Raw genomic sequence first — 23,416 nt, 5'->3', positions numbered from 1 at the left:
CTCAAGGCCCAGACCAGCGGATCATGGTGAAGCACCTCCCGATTTCCCGGCCCGCGTCGATAATGACCTTGTGCGCTCGCTGGTCAGGAATTCCGTACTGCCCCTGACGCTGGTCATCGTCGGGGCGGCCGCAGTGGTGGGCGACGCGCCGGGGGAAACCCATGCGGCCAGAACCAGCGCACGCAGCGGTTTCGGCAAGTCCGGCGAGCCGGGCCAGTCCCCGCGGGAGCAGGACCAGGACCTCCCCGCGACAGCCCCGGCCGAGGACGGCAACGCGTACACCCCCCGCACGACCGAGGAGAACGCCCGGATCGGCGCGGTCTTCGAGAAGGACGACAAGGGCGCCCACTTCTGCACGGCGAGCGTGGTGCAGAGTCCCGGCCGGAACATGCTGATCACCGCGGCCCACTGCGCCTTCGACGCCGACTCCGGACAGCCGCTGAACGACCTCATCTTCGCCCCCGGCTACCGCAACGGCGACGAACCCACCGGCCTGTGGAAGGTCAGCAAGGTGGTCGTCGACGACCGCTGGGCCACGTCGCAGGACGAGGACCTCGACGTCGCCTTCCTCGTCCTCGACCAGAAGGACGGCAAGAACATCCAGGACGTCCTGGGCGGCAACACCCTCGGCATAAACCGCGGCTTCGACAACAAGGTCAAGATCACCGGCTATCCCACCAGCCGTGACACCCCCATCTCATGCCAGAACCGCACCACGAAGTTCAGCGACACCCAGCTGCGCATCCAGTGCACCGACCTCGAGGACGGCACCAGCGGCAGCCCCTGGCTCACCGACTACAACCCCAAGAGCCACACCGGCACCGTCATCGGCGTCCTGGGCGGCCACGAGGGCGGCGGCGACCAGGACGATGTCTCCTACGCCGCATACTTCGACGACGACATAGCCAAGCTCTACCGACGCGCCCAGAACGAGGACTGAGCCCAACTCATCCGCACCCCGCTCACGGCAAAGCGTCGTAGCCGCGAAGCGCGCCGGGGAGGGGCTCGCGGCCCAGAGCCGCGTAGCGCTCCAAAATCCTTCACCGGTGTTGACCTGGGTGTTGTCCGTGGTCGGGCCTGATCCGTTCTCGTGCTCGTACGGATGATCTACCTGATGCCACACAGACCTTCGCCTGGCGTGCCCTGCTGTGCAGGTCTACCGCAGCGAAGAACGCCGAGATGCTCATCCTGCGCCGCGAGGTCGCGGTGCTGCGCCCTCAGGTCGCCGCGCCGAAGCCTGACTGGCCGGATCGTGCGCTGCTGGCCGCCCTCGTCCGGCACCTGCCTCAGCGACTCCGCGGCCAACGGATCGTCTCGCCACGCACCTTGCTCGCCTGGCACCAGCGCCTGGTCAAGCAGAAGTGGACCCAGCCACCCTCACCAGGACGCCCGCCGATAGCCGACGAGCTCCGCGACCTGATCACCCAGCTCGGTACCGACAACCCCCGCTGGGGGTTCAGACGCGTACACGGCGAACTACGCCGACTGGGATACAAGGTCAGCGAAGCCATTCAGCCGCGTCCTGCAGAGCCGCCGGCTTCCGCCCGGCACGACGCCGACCGGCGGCGCGCCGTGGGTGGACCACCACGCCGCACTCGTTCCCGGAGCCGAACCCCGCCTTCAGGTGCACAACGCCACCAAGAACGAGACCTACCAGGTCCACCACCACCTCAGCGACGGCCGCCGTCTCACCCATCCTGGCCGGAGGCACCATCGCTGCCCTCGCCCGCGAGGAGCGTGCGGGCCCCGGCCGCGAAAGCCCTGGAATCCTGGCCACGCCAGAAGACCCGGGCAACCTCAGCCACGGCGACGGGTGACTCGTTCTGCGCGACTCGCCGCGTACTCATCCCAGCAGCAAGCCCGCAGTGAGCGCGCCGCCGACTGGACCACTTCTACGGCGGATCGGTGTCACCGGCCTGCAGGTCCGGGCGGCGGGCGGACGCGGATCGCGCGAGGCCGACCGGACGCATGGACGGATGGTGCGGGCGAACCTCCCGATCGAACCCGTGGACGATATTCGTTCTGCGATGTCAGTCCCCGGCCCTAAGGTGCTGCCCAGTCCAGAATGGGGAGAGTCCGTGAACCAAACCTTCCGCGTCGATCTGCGCGGGATCGTCGACCTGTTGAGCCATCACCTCTACACCAGTCCGCAGGTCTATGCCCGCGAGCTGCTGCAGAACGCGGTGGACGCGATCACCGCCGCTCACAGTCCCGACGCCGCCGCTCGGAGGTCCGGCCGGATCGTCGTCTCGTCCGCCGACTCCACCAGCGATGGATCACTGACGATCAGCGACAACGGAATCGGGCTGACCGAGACGCAGGTCCACGAGTTGCTGGCCACCATAGGCCGCAGCTCCAAGCGGGACGAACTCGGCTTCGCACGGCACGAGTTCCTGGGCCAGTTCGGCATCGGGCTGCTGTCCTGCTTCATGGTCTCGGACTCCATCGAGGTGACCACCCGCCGTGCGGACGAGCCCACCGTGCTGTGGCACGGCCGCTCCGACGGCAGCTACACGGTGCACGCGGCCCCGTCCGAGGACGAGCGCACCGAGCCGGGCACCACCGTCACCCTGCGCCCGCGCCCCGGCTGCGAACACCTGCTCACCCGGGATGCCGTCACCGAGTTGGTCGCCCACTACGGTGCCCATCTGCCGCACACCGTCATCGTGGACGGCATGGAGATCACCGGTGGCCCTGCGCCCTGGGACCGCCCTGAGGGCGAGGATCCGGCGCAGCGCCGCGCACGGTTGGAGGCCTACTGTGAGCGGGTCTTCGGCTTCACCCCGTTCGACATGGTGGACCTGTCCGCCGCCGAGGCGGGCCTGCGCGGCGTCGCCTTCGTTCTGCCCATGCCCGCCAATCCGGCGGTTCCTGCCGCGCACCGGGTCTACCTCAAGCAGATGCTGCTGTCCGAGGGCGCGGAGCGGCTGCTGCCCGAGTGGGCCTTCTTCGTACGCTGCGTCGCGGACACTGCGGAACTCCGCCCCACCGCGAGCCGGGAAGCCCTCTATGAGGACTCGCTGCTGGAGAACACCCGCGACGCGCTCGGCGACGTGCTGCGTGCATGGCTGGTCCGCCTCAGCCGGCAGGACCCGGCACGGCTGCGGGAGTTCCTGCGGGTGCACCATCTGGGTGTGAAGGCACTGGCGCTGCACGACGACGAGATGCTCCGGCTGGTCACGGATTTCTGGCCGATGGAGACCAATGTCGGCCCGTTGACCCTGGCCGAGTTCCGGGAGCGATACGGCGTGCTCCGGTTCACCCCACTGGTCGACGAGTTCCGTCAGCTGGCCCCTGTCGCTGCGGCCCAGGGCCTCGCCGTCGTCAACGCCGGTTACGTGTACGACGCCCAGATCATCGACCGGCTGGTCACGGCGGATCGGGAGCTGGAGGCCGAGACGCTGCGCGCGGCCGATCTGACCACGCACCTGGAGCGGCTGACGGCAGCCGAGGAACGGGCCGTCGCCCCTGCCCTCGCCGCATCTGACCGCGTCCTGGCACGGCTCGGCTGCGACCTTCTCGTACGCTCCTTCGATCCGTCCGGGCTCCCGGCGCTGTATCTACTCGACGACGACACGGCGTTCCAGGTGGACCTGCGCGAGACCAAGGAGCAGGCGGACGACGTCTGGGCGTCGATTCTCGGCAGTTTCCAGACCGCCGAGGCTCCCCGCCCCCGCCTCGTGCTCAACCACCGCAACGCACTCGCCCGCCAAGTGCTGGCCCTGGACGACGCCGAACTCCGTTCGACCTGTCTGGAGGGCCTGTACGTGCAGGCGCTGCTGCTGGGGCACCATCCGCTGCGCCCGGCGGACACCGCCGTCCTCAACCAGTCCTTCCTCGGCCTCATCGGCCGCGCCGTCGCCGGCGGTGCCCGGTGAGCCACACCGAGCAGGAGCTGCGCAAGCTCTACCAGGATGCCCTCGGCATGCCGAGGGGAGCGGCGAAGTTCGCGGCGCTGGAGGAGGTGATGCGGCACGCGGACGCGCTCGACCTGGTGGAGTTCGCCTTCGAGGTACGGATGCAGGCGACCTCGGTGTTCCAGCACAGCTGGGTGCCGGCCAAGGCGTTCCTGGCCTACTCCTGGTGTCTGGCGGCGTACGACCGTGAGCCCGAGCGCTTCGGAGCGCGGGCCGAGCACCGGCTGCTGTGGAACATCAAGTGGATGATCTACAGCGTCCACCAGTTCCCGGAGATTCCGCTGCAGCGCGCCTTCGACCTGCTGGACGACATGGAGCGCCGCTACCGGCGGGGCGGCCACAGCATGCACGCCGTACTGCAGCACCGGGGGCTGATCGCGGAGAGCGTGGGCGAGCTGGAGCAGGCCCAGGAGTTCTACGAGCGGATGGACCGCACCCGGCGCGACTCGCTGTCGGACTGCTCAGGTTGTGTCCCGAGCAGTCAGGTGCGGACCCTGGTCGCGCTGGGCCGGGACGTGGAGGCGATACGGATCGGGGAGCCGGCCCGCACCTCGTTCTGCAGCGAGCAGCCTCAGTGGATCAACTCCGAGCTGCTGCTGCCGTACGTGCGTACCGGCCGCGGGGAGCAGGCACTCGAGGCCCACCGCACTGCGTATCGGCGGATGCGCGACAATCCACACCACCTGGCGGAGCTCGCACTGCATCTGCTGTTCTGCGTGCACACGGGCAACGCGGGCCGCGGCCTCGACCTGATCGAGCGCCATCTGTCCTGGCTGGACCAGGCCCGGACACCGCTGGCGGAAGCGGAGTTCGCGGCTGCGGCCGTGGCCGTCCTGGCCGCGTTGGAGAACCAGGGCGAGGGTGAGCTGCTCCTGCGGTTCCCGGCCGCGGGTGGCCGGCGCCGCCCGGACACCAGCGTCTCGGCTCTCGCCACCGAACTCCGCGAAACGGCCATGGACATCGCTGCCCGGTTCGACACCCGCAATGGCAACGACTACCAGAGCAAGCGGATCCGGCGATGGATGGCGGCCGGGCCGATCGGTGCACCCGTACCCATGTCCGTGTTCTCCGCGTCGGCGCACACGCGCGGCGGCGAACGCGTCCGGGGTCTGATCGAGCAGGTGGCCGCCTCAACCGCCGCGGGTGACGCCGAGGGCGCGGCCCGTGCGCGGCTCGCCGCAGCCGAAGTCCTCCTGGAGACCGAACGCCCGGCGGAGGCGGTGGAAGCGGCGGAGGAGGCGATCCGCGAACTGGAACGCCTCGGCATGGCCGAGGACGCCACCCGCTGCCATGTGCTGCTGGCCCGCGCCTACGAGCAGGACGGCCATCGGGGCGAGGCCGTCCGCCGGCTGCGTGAGCTGCTGGAGAAGCAGCACGGGGAGGCCCCTGGGGCGCCCGACCGCCCAGAGTTGGAGGCCACACTCGGCGAGTGGCTGAGAAACGGCCCTGAGGCGTCACGCTGGTACTTCTCGGCGGCACGGGGGTTCGCCGCCTCCGGTCACCCCGCGGAGCGACTGTCCGCGCTGCGGCAGGCGCTGCTGCGCAACCCCGCCCCTGCGGCGGTGGCCGAGCTGCTGGCCGAGGCGGAGTCCGCACTGGCCGAGCCGCACACGCCGGTCGAGCCGAGGGCCGGGCTCCTGCACGCCTGCGCCCGGATGCTGCACCGCGACGGGCGGTTGACGGAGGCTGCGACGCACCTGTCGACCGCCCGTGGTCTCCTCACCGGGCCCTCCGCCGCGCGGTCCACCGAGACCGCGGAACTGCTCGGTGAGATCCTGACCGCACTCGCGGTCGTCCGCCTGCGCCTCGGTGCCACAGGCGCCGCGGAGGAGGCGGCCCGTGCGGCACTGGACCTGCTGACGGACCCCGACGACCCCTGGAACGACGCCCGCTGGAACGCGGTCGTCGTACTGGTCCGATCCCTGCGGGCACGCGGCGCGCGGACCGAGGCCGAGCAGATGATGGCCGATCATGGGCTGGACGAGGAAGACCTGGAGGAGTGGGACGGCTGGGACGACTGACCGTTCACACCAGCTGACCGTTCCGACCGACGGGCCGGCGCTGCGGCGCGCAGGCGGCGACTTGTAACCCAGTTGGCTGCGGCAGCCGTGCCCGCTATGAGGCAGGCCACCCACAGGGTGTTGCCCGGGATGCGCCGGTGCCGGGTCGTCGGCACCTTGCTGCACGACCCTCCTGCTCGTTCAAGGCTCGACAAGGGATGGTGCGGCCGTTGAGCATCCCGCAGACCCGGCACGTACCGCGGGTGGATCCGTCGTGCTGGGTGGTCGGTGTCCCTCCGTCCCGCTGACAAGGGGTCTCACTGTCATGACCATCGTGTGCCACACGACCGTGGGTTCTTCCCAACGGAGGGAAGCACGGTGAGGAGCACGACCTCCCACCTGCAACGATGACTTCACGAGGCCCATACCACCTCGACCAGTACTACCTGCGTGCGGAGACGCTGCGGCCCACGGCGCTCTGATCGAGGCTCAGGCCCAGGTGTCCATCGCGCAGTTCACCGGATCGATGATCGCATGGGCATCGGCGTCCGCCCGAGCTCGTTTTCCGGTTCATGACTGCTCTTGTGCCTGCTTGCCCGGGGCGTCCGTGATGCGGACCTCCACGTCCCTTGGCTGCTGGAGATCGCCGTTAACCGGGACGAGGTCCTGCGGACAGGCGGACAGCACGACCACCACATCCGTGAGCGCCCGCAGGAGCACCGAGTCGCCCGGACGGCTGACCGGCGCGCGAAACACGATGTCGCCGTCCGAGTTCACGGGCACATTCATGAACAAATTGAGCGGAGCGGGCACCGGGGTCAGGAGGTCCGGAAGGCCGGACTCCGCGAGGGCTCGGTGGTAGTTGTCGCTGCAGTTGTCGTGGTGGCCTTTGTGTCCCAGTCGCTGGTACCGGACGGGGTCACAGGCCGGGATGAGGGTGTCGTGCACGCCCGGAGAGGTGTCCTCGGCGATTTGCAGGATGGGCCTGCGCAAGTCGTCGACCAGCTCGTCACCGGCCTTCACCATCAGGCGGCCCAGCACGGCGCGCGTGTGCGCCATCGACAGCCCGTGCTGCGGCTCCTGCCTCGCCACTGCCCAGGTGTCGACCACTTGGCTTCCGTACGTGTTGATCACACGCAGTGTTCCGCCCTGCGATACCTGGAAGGCCGCTCCTGTGCGTGCGGCCAGCGTGGTCGTGACAGCCATGATCTCCCCTTGGTGTTCAGGCCGAGACGCCGTCGTTACGGCCTCGGACTCCTGTAACAGACAAGCTAGGACATCGCGCACAAGGGAGGGGCCGCGCGACAGCCAGCCAGGTCCAGGGAGGGGGCGGTCAGAGTCGTTCTCTTAGGCCATCGCCCCACCGGCGCGCCCTCCAGTGGCGGCAGTGCCAAGCCGGGGCGGTAGCGCCCTGATCGCGGCTCATGCCAAGGGAGGTGTCTGCGGCGGAGTCTTGCCATCCTGCGGAGAACCCTTCGCCCCAGGGGGCCGCGCCCGTGAACGCCGGTCCGCCGGCCCGAGGGCGACCGGATACAGTGCGCGAGACGGCAGCCTGGTCAGGGAGGGGAAGCGTGACCGACACCAGCAACACCCGGCCCGTTGAGGGTGAAGCGCAAGCGCCGCGGCAGAGCCGACTGCACCGCCTGATGCGCTACATCCCCCTGATCGCCCCGGTCCTGCTATGGGCCGTGCCCTGCTGGGTGCTCCTGTACACCGGCCAGCACTGGCCGCTGCCCGTCACGCTGGTCGGCACCGCCCTGTTCGTCCTCGGCCTCGTCGGTATGCCGCTCGCGATGGTGCGCGGCCACGGCCGGCGTCAGCAGGACCGGGCGGCGATCGTCGGTGACACCCTGCTGGGCACCAGCTGGGTCCTGTTCACCTGGTCCACTCTGATCGGCGTCCTCTTGCGGCTCGCCCTGACCGTGGCCGGCGTCGGCGAGAGTCAGGACCGGGCCCGAATAGTCACTTGGGCCGTCCTCGGCGTAACCGCCGTCCTGCTCGCCTGGGGGTACGCCGAGGCCCGCCGCGTGCCACGGGTGCGCCGACTCGACGTGCAACTCCCGCGGCTGGGCGCGGGGTTGGATGGCATCCGCGTCGTCCTCATCACCGACACCCACTACGGTCCCCTCGATCGCGCCCGCTGGTCGGCACGGGTGTGCGAGACGGTGAACACCTTGGAAGCCGACCTGGTCTGCCACACCGGCGACATCGCGGACGGCACGGCCGAACGCCGCCGCGCCCAGGCCGCCCCACTCGGAACCGTGCGGGCCACCCGGGCCCGTGTCTACGTCACCGGCAACCACGAGTACTACAGCCAGGCCCAGGGCTGGGTCGACCTGATGGACGAGCTGGGCTGGGAGCCGCTGCGCAACCGCCATCTGCTGCTCGAACGCGGAGGCGACACCCTCGTGGTCGCCGGCGTGGATGACGTCACCGCCGAGTCCTCCGGCCTGGCAGGCCACCGCGCCCACCTCGCCGGAGCCCTGAACGGCGCCGACCCGGACCTACCCGTCCTGCTCCTGGCACACCAGCCCAAGTTCATCGACCGGGCAGCAGCAGCCGGCATCGACCTCCAACTCTCCGGCCACACCCACGGCGGCCAGATCTGGCCCTTCCACCACCTCGTCCGCATCGACCAGCCCGCCCTCGCCGGCCTCAGCCACCACGGCCCCCGCACCCTCCTCTACACCAGCCGCGGCACCGGCTTCTGGGGTCCGCCGTTCCGCGTCTTCGCCCCCAGCGAGATCACCCTGCTCGTGCTCCGCTCCCCGCACCTGCCCGCCTCGCCGTAGCACCGGGCGGGCCGACACATCCGCTTGGAGCCGTCCACGGGCCGAGGGGTCCGACGTCGACAGATGACCAGGCTCGTCTCGCCGGGGACAACATCCGGACCATTCGCGGGCCGACGGCTCCGACGAACCCTAGTCCACTCGTGCAGAGCCAGGAGGGCGGGCGGGGTCCCGCCCTCCTGGCCTGCGTGGTCACTCGGCCGGGACCGGCTCCGCCCTTCCCGGGGTCACGGTGCCGCGGACACCCGGACCGGGGACGACCACGCCGAGCTTCCGAGTGCGTTTGTCGCTCGGACCTGCACGTACCAGACCTGGCGAGCTAGTTTGCCCGTCCTGTAGAGCCGGGGCCCGGCGGAAATCCCCGGCGACGTCCCGGCCAACGTGGTGAACGTGCTGGTGTCACTCCACCTGACGGCATAGCCGGACTCGCCCGAGACATCACCCCAGGTCACTTGGATACTTTCCTTGCCGCCGACCCGGGCCTGCCGGCAATCGGCGGGGCCGACACCATGACCGTGACGGGAGGCGTCGTGCCGCGGCCGGCGATGTTCAGCGCCGAGACGCGGTACTGGTAGGTGGATCCCAGTGCGACGGTGCTGTCCACGAACGTGACCGGTCCGGTCTTGTTGCGGGCCGGGACCGTGCCGACCTGGCTGAACGTCGCGCCGTTGTCCGTGGACCGCTCGACGACGAACCCGGACTCGTTGGTCGCGTTGTCGCGCCAGGTGAGGCTGACCTTCGGCCCGGTCTGCAACGCGGCGGTCAGGCCGGTCGGGGACTGCGGGGCGTTGACGCCGAACGGGTCCGACACCGACTTCGCCGTCATGCTCGGGAACTCGCTGCCGTATCCGACCGTGTTGAGCGCGACCACCCGGTAGAGGTACGGCGTCGTCACCGATGCCGTCGGGTCGTCGAAGGAGCGGGCCTCATGGACGTTCGGCTGGTTCAGTGGCGAGGCGACCGTGCCGACGTCGGCCCATGTGGTTCCGTCACTCGACCGCTGGACGACGAAGGAGGTCTCGTTGATCGAGTTGTCCTGCCACGCCAGCCGGATCCGGGCGTTCTTGCCCGTGCCCACGACGGAGGAAGAAAGGCCGGTCGCCTTCGCAGGCGGCAGCACCAGCGATTCGGGGCGCATCATGTCCATCTCCTCGTGGCTGAGGATGTGGCAGTGGATGACGTACTCCCAGCCGAAGTTCACCAGCTTGTTGGTGATGGCCGCCGTCGGGTTGCCCTGCGGATCGATGCTGTTGAACATCGACGTGTCGCCGAGTGGCATCGCCGGGTTGAGTGGCCTGATGGAGTTCGGCACCTCGAACGGTACCGTCGGCACGACCGGCCGCAGCGCGACGATCGTGTCCTCCAATGGGCTCATCCGCACGGTGTCCTTCCACCCCAGCTCGTTGGCGTCCGGCGGGATGATGATGTTGTCCCAGGTCACCCGGTTGAGGACTTGGACGTCGTACAGATGGAAGTGGATCGGATGCGTGTCCACCCCGTTGTGGGTGAACCGCCAGATCTGCGTCCCGTCCGCGTTGGTTCTTATCGGCGTCACCTTCGTGTCGCCCTTGGGCAGGTCGGTGCCGTCGATCAGTTCGGTCTGCGGATTGACGTACGGGTACAACGTCACGTTCTGGGCACCCGGTGACGGTGGCTGCGCCTCGATGCCGAGGTTGGCTTCCATCCGGCCGAAGTCGTCGAACGCGGTCGCGTTCATCTCGTCGTGGATGGCCTTCGGCTGCAACGGCATCGCCATCTTGCTGGTCGGTGACCTGAGCGTGTTGAAGCCGAACGTCGACGTGTCGTTCACGCGGACCAGGCCGTCACAGGTGTTCACGGACGTGTTCTTGACGTTGCAGTTGCTGCTGGCGGCAAAGCTCGTGCCATACGCCGAGTTGTAGGCTGCCTGCCCGACGATCGTCGGGTTCTGCCCGGACTCGAAGACGCCCGAGCCGTCCGCGTGGTGCTTGAAGGCGGCCCGCAGTTTCGCCAGGTCGAACGCCGGAGCCGGCGTCGTGTCCGCGATGGTCACCTGCATCACGGTGCGGGTGTTGGGCCCGTACCCCGGCAGGATCTTCGGTGCGCCGACCGGGCTGAGGTCGGGTGCGCCTGTGTAGTAGTCGTACGACGAGACGCGTGCCGGGTAGGCCGCGGGTGCGTCGTTGTACAGGATGAGGGTCTTTCCGGCGAACTTCGAGAAGTCCACCAATACGTCCGCCCGTTCGGCCGGCGCGAGAGCCAGCGAGTGCTTGTCCACGTTCCCGACGTCGAAGCGCGTCGGGTCGGTAATCCAGGTCGTCGGCTGCTGACCGTCGATCACGGCCGGAGCCGGCAGGAAACCACCTTCGTTGGCGATCTGGATCCAGTCCGGCCCGGCGGCGTCGTTGTTCGCGTCCACCGGGGTGGGCGACACGTTCGGGTCGGTCTGCGCGGCCTCCAGCTCGTTCGGCTTCAGCGCCACCTCGGTCGTGCCGTCGCCCTGTTTCGGGTCGGCGGTGTACCACTGGAAATTGAAGAACCGGTCGTTCGCGGCGTTGAGCAGCCGCATCCGGTAGGTCTTCGGCTGAAGCGTCGCCTTCGGGTAGGCGACCCCGTTGACGATGGGCGTGTCATTGAACTGCTCCATGCCCATCGAGATGTTCGGCGTGCCGGGGATCTGCTCCGGCTCGCAGTACGGGTCGGTCTGGTACTGCCAGGTCGACGGGTCGTCCAGCTTGCACTTCGGGTCGTAGTAAGGATTAGCTATGGGCCCGTACTTGGCGTCGCCGGCCGGCGGCCAGAACCACGGCCCGTACATCCAGCGCCCGTACGCGCTCATGCCCGACGGGTCGCCCGGGTTCTGCGCGGGCATGTAGACGTGGTGGTACCAGAAGCTGCCCTTGGTGCCCCAGCGCTTGGTGTCCCAGGTCGGGTCCTGACCGTAGGAGACGACCTTGCCGTCGGCGTCCTTCTGCCCCTTGAGCTGTGCGTCGTCCGGGACGAACGTGCGGTCCTGGACGAGCAGCGGGAGGGTGTCGGCCGCGTCGGGGATGGTGCCGCTCTTGACGAGCGCCTTCTCGGTGTCGTCGGTGATGGTGTAGCCCGCGGCCTCGCCGGCGTACACGTTCAGCCGGGTGATGCCGTAGGAGTGGTCGTGGTAGAACATCAGCCGCGCGCTCTGCTGGTTGGTGTAGTAGAACGTCGAGCAGCCGTCGTCCTTCGCGGCGCAGAGCGTCGCCCCGTTGCTGTCCACCATGTCCGGCACGTTCTGCACGGCGACCCCCTCCGGCCAGTCCGTGGTCTCGCCGGCCGGGGTGATCCACTGGTGGGGGGTGCCGTCGCTGATCCACGGCGTGATGCCCCCGTGCAGGTGCAGCGTGGCCCGGTTCTGCGTGAAGCAGCCGGTCCTGGCGTTCGTGCACGTCGGATTGCGCACCTCGTCCATGACGGTGCCGTCGTTCTTCGGTGTGGGCATCGCCATCGGGCCCATGCCGGAGCCCATGCCGGTGCTGTCGACCGGCAGGAACAGGTCACCGTCGGCGCCCTTCGGCAGCAGGTTGCGGAACACGATCCGCACCGGCCGGTCCTTGGTCGCGGCGATGAGGGGACCCATCCATTGCGGCGAGGTCACACCCGTGTACGGCAGCGGTTGCCTGGTGCCGTCCATCAGCTCGTTGTAGAGCGGGACCTTCCGTCCGGGCACCGCGTCCGTCGACAGCTGGACGTAGCCGCGCACCAGGGTCGGCGGCAGGTCCGAGGAGAACCGGGTGAGGTACTGCACGAGACCGATGACGTATTCGTCGGCCGGCTTGGCGCTGGTGGTGACGGGCTCCGGCACACCCATGGGGATGAACTTCTCCGACGGCTTCGTCGACGGCGCCTGCAGCTGGGGGACGTCGGGACAACCCGTGCCGTCCACACCGGGGGCGCAGGTGACCGGCAGCTCGTCCTGGAACTTCTTCATCCCGGCCGTGAGGTAACCGGCCCCCGGGTCAGTAACCTTGATGGCAAGGATGGCACCGACGTCCGTCACCGCGTTCGCCGTTGCCCCGGCGCCCTGCTTGCCCGTCGGGTCGGTGATCGTGACGTCGGGCGTTGCGGTGTAGCCGGAGCCGACCTTGTCCACGGTCAGCGCCACCAGCTTCAGGCTGCTGGAGGCCTTCGCCTCCGTCGCGCCGAGGATCGGGTCGGCCAGCGTGCCGTTGTGGATCGCGACGCCGGGTGCGCTGCTGTAGCCGCTGCCGGGATCGTCGACGGTCACCTTGGTGATGCTGCCGTCGGCAGCCAGATCGGCCGGCTCGACGTGGCCCTTGGCCACGGTGCCGTTCGGGTCGTCGGGAAGGTCGAAGTCCACCGTCGGCATGGTGTAGCCCGACCCGCCCTCGGTGATCGTCACGGCGTCCACCCCACCTGAGGCCGTTGCGGCGGCACCGCTCCCGCCGCCGCCGCTGATGTCCACCGCGAAGCCGCCGTAGCCACTGCCGCCCGCGCCGACCTTGAGGCCGACCACACCCCCGCTCGACTGGACGGTGGCCTCCGCGGTCGCCGGTATGGTGCCACCGTCGATGGTGACCGTCGTCGAGCTGGCGACGTAGTCGTGGCCCGGGGCGGTCACGTCGATGCTCGCGATGCCGCCGGTCTGCGGGTCCACGGTAGCCGTCGCCTCGGCACCGGTCCCGGCGCCCGTGGTGGACGTGATGTTCACACGGGCCTTCGACACGGTCAGCGGGCTGTTGGCCCAGTTCGGCGACGGGCCGAAGTAGTGCGGGACCTTCGTCTCGTCCGTCGGGCTGCTCGGCCCATCGGCGGCAGCCGCCGCCTGCGCCTGCTGGACCTGCGACGGTGGCAGACACATCAACATCGCCACCGCCGCCCCGGCGATGATCAGCGCGACGGTGAGTCGTGCCCACGCCCCAAGCGTGGATCTCTTCGCGCGTTGGATGAACACGCCTTTCCCCCTCCCTTTGGTGACCCGCCGCGGCCTCCCCAGTGCCGCGCCCCGCGGGTCTGCGCGACAACTGTGCGGCGGGACGCCGCGCGCGGGGCGAAGATGACGCGCCTCTCATCCAGCTGTCATGACGGGATGTCGAGAGGCCGGCCCGTGGGGGATGCCGGTGCACTGTTCCCACCATTACGGCGTGCGCATGTCAACTTACTCAACGTGACATCAATCGCCTTCGGTGGGCATCAAACCGGGTCGAATCACGACACTATCCGAGATCGGCTGCGCAACCCCGGGTGCGGCATTTACAAAGGTCCGGGGACAGCCGCAGATGACAGCCCAGGGGGGACTGTCGAGTGCGGTGCAGGGGAGGTAGTAGCCACCATGGCACAACTGTTGGTCGTCGAGGATGAGGCACGGCTGCGCGCCTACCTCACGCGCACGCTGGAGGCGGACGGTCACGTCGTCGACGGCACGGGGTCCGGCCCGGCCGCCGTACGGCGCCTGCAAGACGGCAAGTTCGACCTGGTCGTACTCGACCTCATGCTGCCGGGGTTCGACGGTTTCGAGGTGATGCGGCGCGCCTTCGAACTGCGACCCGACCAGCGGGTCCTCGTCCTGTCCGCCGTGATGGACGTCGCCACACGGGTCCGTTGCCTGCGGATCGGGGCCGTCGACTTCCTTGGCAAGCCCTTCGCGACTGCGGAGCTCGTGGAGCGTGTTCGCACCAGGCTCCGTACGCCCTCCACCGGCATGTCCCAGCGGTGGCTGCACGTCGGGGAGGTCACCCTCGATCTCGAGCGGCAGACGCTCAGCCTGGACGGGAGGGACGTGCCCCTGTCGCACCGGGAGTTCATGCTGCTCGGCCACCTCATGCGGCGAGCCGGGGAAGTGTGCAGCCGACGTGAAATCCTCACGAGTGTCTGGGGATATGCCGACGACCTCGGGAGCAACGTGGTCGATGTGACGGTCCGCCGGATCCGCGGCAAGGTGCCCCAGCCGGTCATCGAGACGGTGCGCAATGTCGGGTACGCGTTCCGTGCCGGCTGAGCGCCGGCGGCTCGTCTTCGCCGGCTGGGCGCTGTTCGCCGCGTGCAGCCAGCTGCTGATCTTCGTCGTGCCCGACCTCGAGACCGTGGCGTTCCACTTGGTGTGGATCAGCATGTCCCTCGTCTACGGCGTCCAGAACTGGTCGGCCCGCCGCACGTCCGTCGTGCTGACCGTGGTCACCCTGGTCACAGGTACGACGCTGGGCGGGGTCGTGGCGGAGGGCTACGCATCCCGGGACGAACTCGCCGAAGTGCCGCTGATGGCGCTGGTGTTCCTCACCATGGTCTGGCACGTACGCCGGCGGGCGGCTGCCCTCGCGAAGATGCAGAGCCTCGTCGAGCGGGAGCGTCGCGCGCAGGAGGTCAAGGAGCTGTTCGTCCGCAACTGCTCGCACGAGATGCGAACGCCGATCACGGTGGCCCGCTGCTACGCCGAGATGGTCCGCAACGAGCTGCCGACCCCGGAGAGCAAGGAGGACCTCGACGTCGTCGTGGACGAGCTGGACAAACTCGGCGGCCTCGCCGGGCGTCTCCTCGTCCTGGCCGACGCCTATGAGCCCACCGAGTTCGAGTGGGGGCCCGTCGACCTGGGCTCTCTCCTGCGGCGAACGGTCCAGCGGTGGCGGCCGGCCTCGGACCGTCACTGGCACCTGGACACGCCCTCCGCCCTGATCGAAGGTGACGAGTCACGGCTCGAGGCCGCCCTCGACGCCCTGGTGGAGAACGCCGTGAAGTTCACCGTGGACGGTGACGCCATCGCGCTGCGCTGTCACGCGACCCGCGACGGTGCCGTGATCGACGTGGAGGACGGGGGTATCGGTTTCGCCCGGTCGCAGGCGGACGACGGGAGCGGCGGGCCGCAGTCGTCGAGGCGCTCCGGCACCGGGCTCGGCCTGGCGATCGTGCGCGCCATCGTCGAGGGTCATGGCGGTAACCTCACCGTGGTGTCCGAGCGGCCGAGCGGCTCGTTGCTCCGGATGGTGCTGCCGCGGCACCCACCGGCGGCCGAGCCGAGGTCGGCACCGGCCGGTCCGTCAGGGCTGCCACACCTGCCAGCGGCCCAGCCCGAGGAGTCCGCCACCGGCAGGGAGCGCCGGGTGACCGCGCGGCAGAAGCGGACTCCGGCGATCCGCCCGGACTGACGGGTGTGGCACGGGCTTGGCCCCTGCCCGAGTAGGGTCGGGGACTGTGCGGGTGCCGATAAATCATCCGCCCAGGTGACGGCCTTGATCACCGATCTCTGGCTGTGCCCACCGATCGCCCCGCGCTCTTCACCTTGACCAGGGACGGGCGGCATCATGATCTGTCGTGCTGCTGCGCCTGGCCTGTCTCGCCGCGACCAACACCTTCGCGCTCCTGCGTCTGCTGCCGATCAGCGGCCGGGACAAAGACATCGAGATCCTTGCCGTCCGTCACCAACTGCTCGCCCTTCAACGCCAGGTCGGCAAGCCCACGTTCACCGACACTGAGTAGTCCGCGTCGGCCTGCTCCACCACCTCCCGCTGAACAAGCTGCAGCACCGGCGCGATTCCGGCCGAACCCCCGGAAGTCCGGAACCCGCGGCATGGGACGGAGGGCGGGGGGAGGACGTACGCTGCCACTGCACGACGAGCCCACGGGGACCCGGCGTCGGCCGGTGACCGAGCGCATCGGAGGCGATTGCCCTGCTCACGTTGGATCTACACCCGATCTTCCGCAACAACCGCGACATCGATGTCGCGCTGCGCCAGACCCTCTTCAAGGCCGCCGCCACTGGGGTCGACGTCGTGCAGATCATCACAGGCAGGGGGACGGGCCAGCTGAAGAAGCGGGTGCTGGCCGTGCTGGCGCAGAAGCACATCAAGAAGCTCTACGTCCGGGTGGAGACCGACGCGACCAACGCTGGCCGGGTCCTGGTCCATCTTCGATGACTCTGCCGGCGGACGCGCGGTCGGGCTTCAGATCTGGGCGAGGCCGCCGTCGACAAAGAGCTCGGCTCCGGTGGTGAAGGAGCTCTCGTCCGAGGCAAGGAAGAGCGCCGCTGAAGCGACTTCGTCGGCGCGGCCCATCCGGCCGAGCGGAATCATCGTCGCAAGGGCGTCCGCGAGGTGCTGTTCGCCCTGTGCCGGGCTCCCCAGGCCACGGATGCCGGGGGTCTCGATGGGGCCGGGGCTGATGGCGTTGACCCGGATGCCGCGGGCCGCGAGCTCGGCGGCCCGGGTGCGGGCCAGGTTGCGGTCGGCTGCCTTGGTGGCACTGTAGACGCCCATCGCCTCGAAACCCTTCGACGCGTTGATGGAGGAGAGCACGATCACCGAGGCGCCGTCCGGAAGCAGTGGAAGTGCCTTCTGGACGGTGAAGAGCGTCCCCTTGACATTGACGTCGAAGGTTTTGTCGTACTGCTCCTCGGTGATCTCCCCTAGTCTGGCGAGTTCGGCGACGCCGGCGTTGGCCACGACGACATCCAGCCGTCCGCTGCGCTCCTCGATGGTGGAGAAGAGCCGGTCGAGATCGTCGAGATGCGAGACATCGCTCTGGACGCCGACGGCCCTTTCGCCGACGGTTTCCACGGCCGCGTCCAGTTCGGCCTTGCGCCGGCCGGTGAGGTAGACGGTGGCGCCTTCGTCGGCGAACCGGCGGGCGATGGCCAGACCGATCCCGGTCGAGCCACCGGTCACCAGGGTCACCTTGTCATCGAGCTGTCCCATGATGCCCACTTCCTTGAAATAGCTCATTTCACTACATCTGGGAGCTTTCAATGCATCTCGTAGCGCCGACGCTTGCGGCGAGTATTCCCGCGGGTGACGAGCTGTGCCGATCTACTGCGGCGAAGAACGCCGAGATCTGCACTCTGCGGCACGAGGTCGCGGTGCTGCGCCGCCAGGTCGCCGCGCCGAAGCCGGGCTGGCCGGACCGCGCGCTGCTGGCGGCGCTCGCCCGACTCCTACCGCGGGCGCTCCGCGTGCACCGGCTCGTCTCCCCACGCACCCTGCTCCCCTGGCACCAGCGCCTGGTGAAGAAGAAGTGGACCCAGCCGCCCCTTCCAGGTCGCCCGCTGCTGCCCGACGAGCTTCGAGACTGTTCGCGCTGGGGAACGCTTCCTCTCCGGCCGGGACGCCGAGGACACCCGAGGGCGCCGCCATCGACTTCTTCCGCAGCCATCCGGCACCGGGCGGAGAGTAGACCCCCGTGGTCGCTGCAGCGCGGTACCTCCTGCTGTGTGGTGCGCAGGGGCGGGCGTGGCACAGGGCCCGCCCCCGCGCTCATCCGCGCCTGCGTGTTCAGGGCAGGTGCCACACCTGGGTGGACAACCCGTTGCAGTCGTAGATCTGCAGCTGTGTTCCGCTCGCCGTGTTGCCCTGGGGGTCGTCCAGGCAACGTCCGGACTGGGGGTTGTACAGGCTGCCGTCGGCGCGGGGGACCCACTGCTGGCCGCCCACGCCGTTGCAGTCGTAGAGCTGGACCTTGCTGAAGTCGGCCGTGGCGTTCTTGTCGATGTCGAGGCACTTGCCGAAGGCGCGCAGGGTGCCGTCGGCGGCGGCCGTCCAATGCTGTCCGGGGACCTGGTTGCAGTCCCAGAGCTGGGCCGCGTTCTGGTTGGTGTTCGTGTTGGTGTTGACGTCGAGGCACTTGCCGGTGGCGCCGGGGCCGGTGACGGCGGCCGCCGTGCGGACGGTGATGTTGCGCCAGGCTGCGGTGGTGTCGTAGTCGCGGACACCGACCGAGCCGTGGGAGAAGGCGCAGTCGTTCAGGCTGAGGTAGGCGGGGTTGCTCCAGGAGCCGGACGGTGCTCCTTGGACGGAGATGACGCAGCCGGTGACCTGGACGGTCAGGTGGTACCAGGTGCCGGTGGACAGACCGCCGGGTATCGGCGTGCTGCCCAGCTGGGTCCATCCGTGGTTCTCGCGTCCGATCACGAGGTTGGAGCCGGTGACGCCCACGTAGTAGCCGTCGACGTTGTCCGTACCGGTGGTCGGGTCGGTGGCGCGGACCAGGAAGCCGGCGTTGCCGTTGCCACTCGTGTCGCCGAGGCGGACGTCGCCCTGGAGGGTGTAGTCGGTCCAGCCGGTGGAGCCGGTGACGGCCTTGTTGCCGCCGGTGCCCGCGGCGGACTCGGTGTACGTGCCGCCGGAAGCGGACCACGTGCCGCCGTACTGCGTCCAGCCACCGTCGGTGGAGGAGAAGTCGGCGGTGTACGGCAGCACGCCGGCATTGCCCGAGCCGGTGAGCTCCTCACAGTTGTACGGGCCGGCAGCCCCCGCCGCGCTGTAGCGCACGCTCGTACCGTCGGCCGAGCGCAGCAGGTCAGGGCTGTAGTTGGTGCCACAGCTGGACGGGGCTCCACTGGTGGGCACCGCTATGGGGGAGGGCATCCAGGACCAGGACCCGCTGCCGCCGGCGGTGTTCAGGAGGACCACCTGCTGGTTCTCGGGGGCCCCGCCGGCCAGGCGTGACTCCGTGTGGCCGGTGAGCATGAGCTCGCCCTTGGCGCCGCCGGCCGGGCTCCAGGCGATGACGGGGGTGCCGTACAGCTCCCGGCCGTCGTCGGTCTTCGGGACGGTGCCCAGGTCGGAGGGGCCGCTGCCCCAGGTGTCGCCGTCGGAGGACGTCTTGGTGTGCACCAGGCAGTTCTGCGGACCGCACACCTCATAGCTGGCCACGTAGGTTCCGGTGGACGGTATGCGGGCCACCGTGATCATGCCGGGCCGGTCGGCCTGTGTGGTGCTGGCGACGTCCTTGACCTCGCCGGGAGTCACACGCGTGCTGCCGTCGGGGTTGGCGCTCCAGGTGTCGCCGCCGTCGGTGGAGACGATGTGCCCGAGGAACTGGCTGTAGGTGGTGTTCTGGCGCTCGTCGGAGAAGTACATGAGCATCTTGCCCGCGGAGTCCAGGGCGATGAAGGGTTCCCAGATTCCGCTGCCGTCGGCTCCGTGTGCGGTCTGCGGGGCCCCCGCGTACGTCCACGTGGCGCCGTGGTCGGTGCTGCGCCATTCGCGGAACGTCACTCCGGATCGGTCGGCGGGCAGGGTGGCGCCCACCAGCAGCAGGGTTCCGGCCGGGTAGGCCCCGAGGGGCCGCGGATATTCGAAGAGGAAGGGCTGGTAGGAGAAGGTGTCGCCGGGGACCGTCGACAGGGTGGACCACGAGGCACCGTCGTCGGTGCTGCGGCGGATCACATACGAGCTGGAGCTGCCGTCGGTGCTCCAGTGCTCGAAGCTCGCGAGCAGTGTTCCGTTGGCCGATCCGCTGTACTGCAGGCGGATCATGCGGGTGTAGGCCATGCCCTCCGTGCTGGAGGCGGGGCTGTACAGGACGTTGCCCGGGGTGTTGGCGAAGGCGCTGGTCGGCAGGGCGAGCAGACAGAGAAGGACCGAGGCGAGCAGGCTGAGCAGGAGGCGCGCACGACGTCTGCGACGGTCGCGCGGTGGCGACGTGGCCATGGCGGCTCCCTTTGCGGTGACGGGTGGGGACGCGGCCCGTCCGTGCGGAGACGGCGGGTGCGGCGAGCATCGTTTGCAACGATGGCAAAGCCCGCAGTCGGGGAGTATGGAGCCGTGGAGCGGCCCTTTGCAATGGGTCGGTAGCAGGTTTTTGCATCGATGCAATCGCCTAGACTGTCTGCACCGCGCACGACACCGTCCGCGTCGTGAACCGCAGTGGCGACACAGCGGTACCGGCACCGCGGTATCCGTGTCGCGGCATCCCACCGCACACCGCTCGGCCAGAGAGGTCAACACGTGATGACGGCCCCCACGCTCCGAGACGTCGCCGAGCGTGCCGGCGTCTCGATCCGCACGGTGTCCAACGTGGTCAACGGCTACGCCCGGGTGACCGACGCCACCAAGGTGCGGGTCCAGGCGGCGATCGACGAGCTCGGATACCGCCCCAACCTGATGGCCCGCAACCTGAAACAGGGACGCACGCGCATCATCGCGCTGGTTGTGCCGGCACTCGACGTGCCCTACTTCGCCGAACTCGTGCGCCTGGTCATCGGCGAGGCGCGCGCCCGCGGATACGCCGTCCTCATCGACCAGACCGACGGCGACGTCGAACGAGAGCGGGAACTGATCATAGAAGCATCGCGCGCGGTCAGTTTCGACGGCGTGATCGCCAGCCCGCTCTCCCTGACCGCCGCCGATCTCGAAGCCCGGCACGGCTCGGCACCCATACTCCTGCTCGGTGAGAAGATCTTCGACTCCAGCGCCGACCACGTCGCCATCGACAACGTCAGTGCGGCACGGGAGATGACAGCCCATCTCATCGGCCTGGGGTGCCGGCGAATCGCCGCCATCGGCGTCCACCAGGACCCCACGGACGGCACCGCCGTCCTGCGCACCCGCGGTTACCGGGAGGCGTTCGCGCAGGCCGGCCTCACCGTGGACGAGTCACTCATGGTGCCGACGCCGCACTACGAACGCCGGCACGGAGCCGCAGCGATGGCGCGGCTCCTGGACCGTCCCGACCCGCCGGACGCGGTGTTCTGCTTCAGCGATCTGCTGGCCCTGGGCGCCATGCGCGTGGCCTTCTCCCGGGGCCTGCGCATCCCCGATGACCTGGCGCTGGCCGGCTTCGACGACATCGAGGACGGCCGCTACAGCACCCCCACGCTGACCACCATCGCCCCCGACAAGCACCAGTTGGCGCGTGCCGCGGTGGAGCGGATCCTGGCCAGGATCGAGTCCGACGCGTACGACGCACCCGTGGAGATCACGGCTTCCCATCGACTGGTGGTCAGGGAGAGCACGGTCGGCGGGGCAGTCGGCCGGCCGGTGTGACCTCGATGCCGTTTCGTTATGGACGGCCGATTGCATCGTTGCAAAGGGTCGTCTCATACTCCGGGGCGTGAACGATTTTGCATCGATGCAAAACGGCGGCTCCCCGGAGGGACACGGTCCCGGGCCCTGGGACGGCGACGGTACCGCCGCGGCCGCCCCCGCGGCCCCGCCCCGGCCGGAGTACCCCCGACCGCAGTTCGTGCGCCGCGACTGGCTCTGTCTCAACGGCACCTGGCAGTTCGAGATCGACCAGGCCGACACGGGTCTGGAGCGCGGCCTGGTGCACCGGGAACTCGCCTCCACCATCACCGTCCCCTTCGCACCCGAGGCCCCGCTGTCGGGCATCGGCTGCCAGGACTTCCTGGAGGCCGTCTGGTACCGCCGGACGCTTCCGATCCCGCACGAGTGGGCCGGGCAGCGCATCCTGCTGCACTTCCAGGCCGTCGACCACGACACGACGGTGTGGATCGACGGGCACGAGGTGGGCCGCCACCGGGGCGGCTTCAGCAGCTTCACCCTCGACATCACCGAGTTCGCCGCCCCGGGCACCGCGCCGGACCTCGTGGTGCGGGCGCGGGACAGCCGAGCCGGCGTCCAGGCCCGCGGCAAGCAGTCCACCCGGTACGACACCTACGAGGCGTTCTACCCGCGGACCACGGGCATCTGGCAGACCGTCTGGTTGGAGCCCGTCCCCCGGGTCCACCTGCTCCGGCCGCGCATCACCCCGGACGCGGCCGGCGGCCGGTTCCTTCTCGACCTCCCGGTCTCCGCCAACGCCCCCGGCCACCACTGCCGCGCCGTCCTCGCCGACGGCGAGGGAACGATCACCGAGGCGACGGCTCCGCTCGATGCGGACCGTACGGCACACCTCGTCCTGGACATCCCCGCCGAACGGCGCCGGCTGTGGCAGCCGGGAGACCCGCACCTGTACACACTCACCCTCGACATACGCACCGCCGAGGGCGAACTGGTCGACTCGGTCGCGAGCTACGCGGGGCTGCGGTCCGTGACGATCGACGACCACGCCGTTCTGCTCAACGGACGGCGCGTCTTCCAGCGTCTCGTCCTGGACCAGGGCTGGTACCCCGACGGCCTGATGACGGCGCCGGACGACGCCTCCCTCGTACGCGACATCGAACTGTCGATGGCCGCCGGCTTCAACGGCGCACGCCTGCACCAGAAGGTCTTCGAGGAGAGGTTCCTCCACCACGCCGACCGTCTCGGCTACCTCGTGTGGGGCGAGTTCGGCGACTGGGGCGCCAGAGCCGGAACGCGGCCCGAACGCCAGGCCCCGACCGCCTCGTTCATCACCCAGTGGCTCGAAGTCCTCCAGCGGGACTACTCGCACCCCTCGATCATCGGCTGGTGCCCCCTCAACGAGACCTTCCAGAAGATCACCGACCGCATCACCGTGCTCGACGACGTCACCCGGGGCATGTTCCTCGCCACCAAGGCCGCCGACCGGACCCGGCCGGTGATCGACAGCTCGGGATACTCCCACCGGGTGCCCGAGACCGACGTCTACGACTCCCACAACTACGAGCAGGACCCCGAACGCTTCGCCCAGGACATGGCGGGCCTCGCCGACGGCAAACCGTTCGTGAACACGGCACCGGACGGCAGCGCCTGGTCACTGCCGTACGCCGGACAGCCCTACTTCTGCAGCGAGTTCGGCGGTATCCACTGGCCGACCGACCAGGCAGGGCTCCCCGACACCGGCTCGTGGGGCTACGGCAGCACGCCCGCGAGCGAGGAGGCCTGGTACGAGCGCTTCGCCGGCCTGGTGGGCGCCCTGATCGACGACCCCCTTATGTTCGGTTACTGCTACACGCAGCTCACCGACGTCTTCCAGGAACAGAACGGCATCTACCGGTTCGACCGGACCGAGAAGCTCGACGTGGCACGCATCCGGAAGATCCAGACCCGGACCGCGGCCTACGAACTCGACCAGCCCTGACCGGCGACAGCACACGCGTGCCCGTGCG

General features: G+C 69.3%; 14 protein-coding genes. 10 read left to right on the top strand and 4 right to left on the bottom strand.

Translation table 11 applies throughout. The annotated features are described in order from the left end of the window. Window positions 1-70: 70 nt before the first annotated feature. From ACFYZE_RS30905 to ACFYZE_RS30895, 3 genes are all read left to right on the top strand, one after another. On the top strand, window positions 71-940 hold the full coding sequence (locus ACFYZE_RS30905) for a trypsin-like serine peptidase (RefSeq protein ID WP_389001234.1): 870 nt from the start codon (window positions 71-73) through the stop codon (window positions 938-940). Window positions 941-2,078: 1,138 nt separating this feature from the next. Then, on the top strand, window positions 2,079-3,878 hold the full coding sequence (locus ACFYZE_RS30900; protein WP_389001232.1) for an HSP90 family protein: 1,800 nt from the start codon (window positions 2,079-2,081) through the stop codon (window positions 3,876-3,878). Further along, on the top strand, window positions 3,875-5,938 hold the full coding sequence (locus ACFYZE_RS30895; RefSeq protein ID WP_389001229.1) for a hypothetical protein: 2,064 nt from the start codon (window positions 3,875-3,877) through the stop codon (window positions 5,936-5,938). Before ACFYZE_RS30900 ends, ACFYZE_RS30895 begins: the two co-directional genes overlap by 4 nt. Window positions 5,939-6,487: 549 nt before the next feature. Here the strand turns inward: ACFYZE_RS30895 and ACFYZE_RS30890 are convergent. Continuing rightward, window positions 6,488-7,123 carry a DUF1989 domain-containing protein gene (locus tag ACFYZE_RS30890; protein ID WP_389001226.1) on the bottom strand — a complete coding sequence of 212 codons (636 nt, stop codon included), beginning with the start codon at window positions 7,121-7,123 and terminating at the stop codon, window positions 6,488-6,490. A gap of 365 nt (window positions 7,124-7,488) precedes the next feature. Between ACFYZE_RS30890 and ACFYZE_RS30885 the strand changes: the two genes are divergently transcribed. After that, window positions 7,489-8,709 (top strand): metallophosphoesterase, encoded by a 1,221-nt coding sequence (locus ACFYZE_RS30885; RefSeq protein ID WP_389001223.1) that lies wholly within the window; start codon window positions 7,489-7,491, stop codon window positions 8,707-8,709. A gap of 445 nt (window positions 8,710-9,154) precedes the next feature. On the opposite strand, the gene ACFYZE_RS30880 is transcribed toward ACFYZE_RS30885, so the two are convergent. Continuing rightward, complete coding sequence (locus ACFYZE_RS30880) at window positions 9,155-13,633, bottom strand: multicopper oxidase domain-containing protein (RefSeq protein WP_389001220.1); 4,479 nt, start codon at window positions 13,631-13,633, stop codon at window positions 9,155-9,157. A gap of 378 nt (window positions 13,634-14,011) precedes the next feature. Here ACFYZE_RS30880 and ACFYZE_RS30875 point away from each other — a divergent pair, with 378 nt between their 5' ends. The 4 genes from ACFYZE_RS30875 to ACFYZE_RS30860 all read left to right on the top strand — a co-directional run bounded on the left by ACFYZE_RS30875 (window position 14,012) and on the right by ACFYZE_RS30860 (window position 16,586). Next, entirely contained in the window at window positions 14,012-14,677 is a 666-nt protein-coding gene (locus ACFYZE_RS30875) for a response regulator transcription factor (protein WP_389001217.1), read from the top strand. Then, window positions 14,667-15,818: a sensor histidine kinase gene (locus ACFYZE_RS30870; protein ID WP_389001214.1), complete on the top strand. Its 1,152-nt coding sequence runs from the start codon at window positions 14,667-14,669 to the stop codon at window positions 15,816-15,818. The genes ACFYZE_RS30875 and ACFYZE_RS30870 overlap by 11 nt, the downstream gene beginning before the upstream one ends. Before the next feature lie 166 nt (window positions 15,819-15,984). Further along, window positions 15,985-16,149, top strand: a complete 165-nt coding sequence (locus ACFYZE_RS30865) for a hypothetical protein (RefSeq protein ID WP_389001211.1) — start codon at window positions 15,985-15,987, stop codon at window positions 16,147-16,149. 191 nt (window positions 16,150-16,340) lie between these two features. Next, window positions 16,341-16,586, top strand: coding sequence for a Smr/MutS family protein (locus tag ACFYZE_RS30860; RefSeq protein ID WP_389001366.1), 246 nt, complete (start codon window positions 16,341-16,343; stop codon window positions 16,584-16,586). Between the two features lie 27 nt (window positions 16,587-16,613). Here ACFYZE_RS30860 and ACFYZE_RS30855 read toward each other — a convergent pair whose 3' ends face one another. Next, window positions 16,614-17,363, bottom strand: coding sequence for an SDR family NAD(P)-dependent oxidoreductase (locus ACFYZE_RS30855; protein WP_389001363.1), 750 nt, complete (start codon window positions 17,361-17,363; stop codon window positions 16,614-16,616). 573 nt (window positions 17,364-17,936) lie between these two features. Continuing rightward, window positions 17,937-20,096 (bottom strand): ricin-type beta-trefoil lectin domain protein, encoded by a 2,160-nt coding sequence (locus ACFYZE_RS30850; protein ID WP_389001208.1) that lies wholly within the window; start codon window positions 20,094-20,096, stop codon window positions 17,937-17,939. A 300-nt stretch (window positions 20,097-20,396) separates the two neighbouring features. Between ACFYZE_RS30850 and ACFYZE_RS30845 the strand changes: the two genes are divergently transcribed. Together ACFYZE_RS30845 and ACFYZE_RS30840 are read left to right on the top strand one after the other, a co-directional pair. Then, a complete protein-coding gene (locus tag ACFYZE_RS30845; protein ID WP_389001205.1) occupies window positions 20,397-21,431 on the top strand; it encodes a LacI family DNA-binding transcriptional regulator in 1,035 nt (344 codons plus the stop codon). Window positions 21,432-21,516: 85 nt separating this feature from the next. After that, window positions 21,517-23,388 (top strand): glycoside hydrolase family 2 protein, encoded by a 1,872-nt coding sequence (locus ACFYZE_RS30840; protein WP_389001360.1) that lies wholly within the window; start codon window positions 21,517-21,519, stop codon window positions 23,386-23,388. Window positions 23,389-23,416 lie beyond the last annotated feature (28 nt).

The sequence above is a fragment of the Streptomyces sp. NPDC001796 genome (genome assembly GCF_042892355.1).
Classification (GTDB): Bacteria; Actinomycetota; Actinomycetes; order Streptomycetales; family Streptomycetaceae; genus Streptomyces.
Note: the sequence above shows the minus strand (reverse complement) of the source record. Positions and strands in the feature narration are given on the sequence as shown.

What these genes read in the sequence shown, in the direction of transcription:
- ACFYZE_RS30875 (WP_389001217.1), top strand. Translation starts at nt 14,012, where the DNA reads ATGGCACAACTGTTGGTCGTCGAGGATGAGGCACGGCTGCGCGCCTAC.
- ACFYZE_RS30850 (WP_389001208.1), bottom strand. Translation starts at nt 20,096, where the DNA reads ATGGCCACGTCGCCACCGCGCGACCGTCGCAGACGTCGTGCGCGCCTC.
- ACFYZE_RS30855 (WP_389001363.1), bottom strand. Translation starts at nt 17,363, where the DNA reads ATGGGACAGCTCGATGACAAGGTGACCCTGGTGACCGGTGGCTCGACC.
- ACFYZE_RS30840 (WP_389001360.1), top strand. Translation starts at nt 21,517, where the DNA reads ATGCAAAACGGCGGCTCCCCGGAGGGACACGGTCCCGGGCCCTGGGAC.
- ACFYZE_RS30845 (WP_389001205.1), top strand. Translation starts at nt 20,397, where the DNA reads ATGACGGCCCCCACGCTCCGAGACGTCGCCGAGCGTGCCGGCGTCTCG.
- ACFYZE_RS30890 (WP_389001226.1), bottom strand. Translation starts at nt 7,123, where the DNA reads ATGGCTGTCACGACCACGCTGGCCGCACGCACAGGAGCGGCCTTCCAG.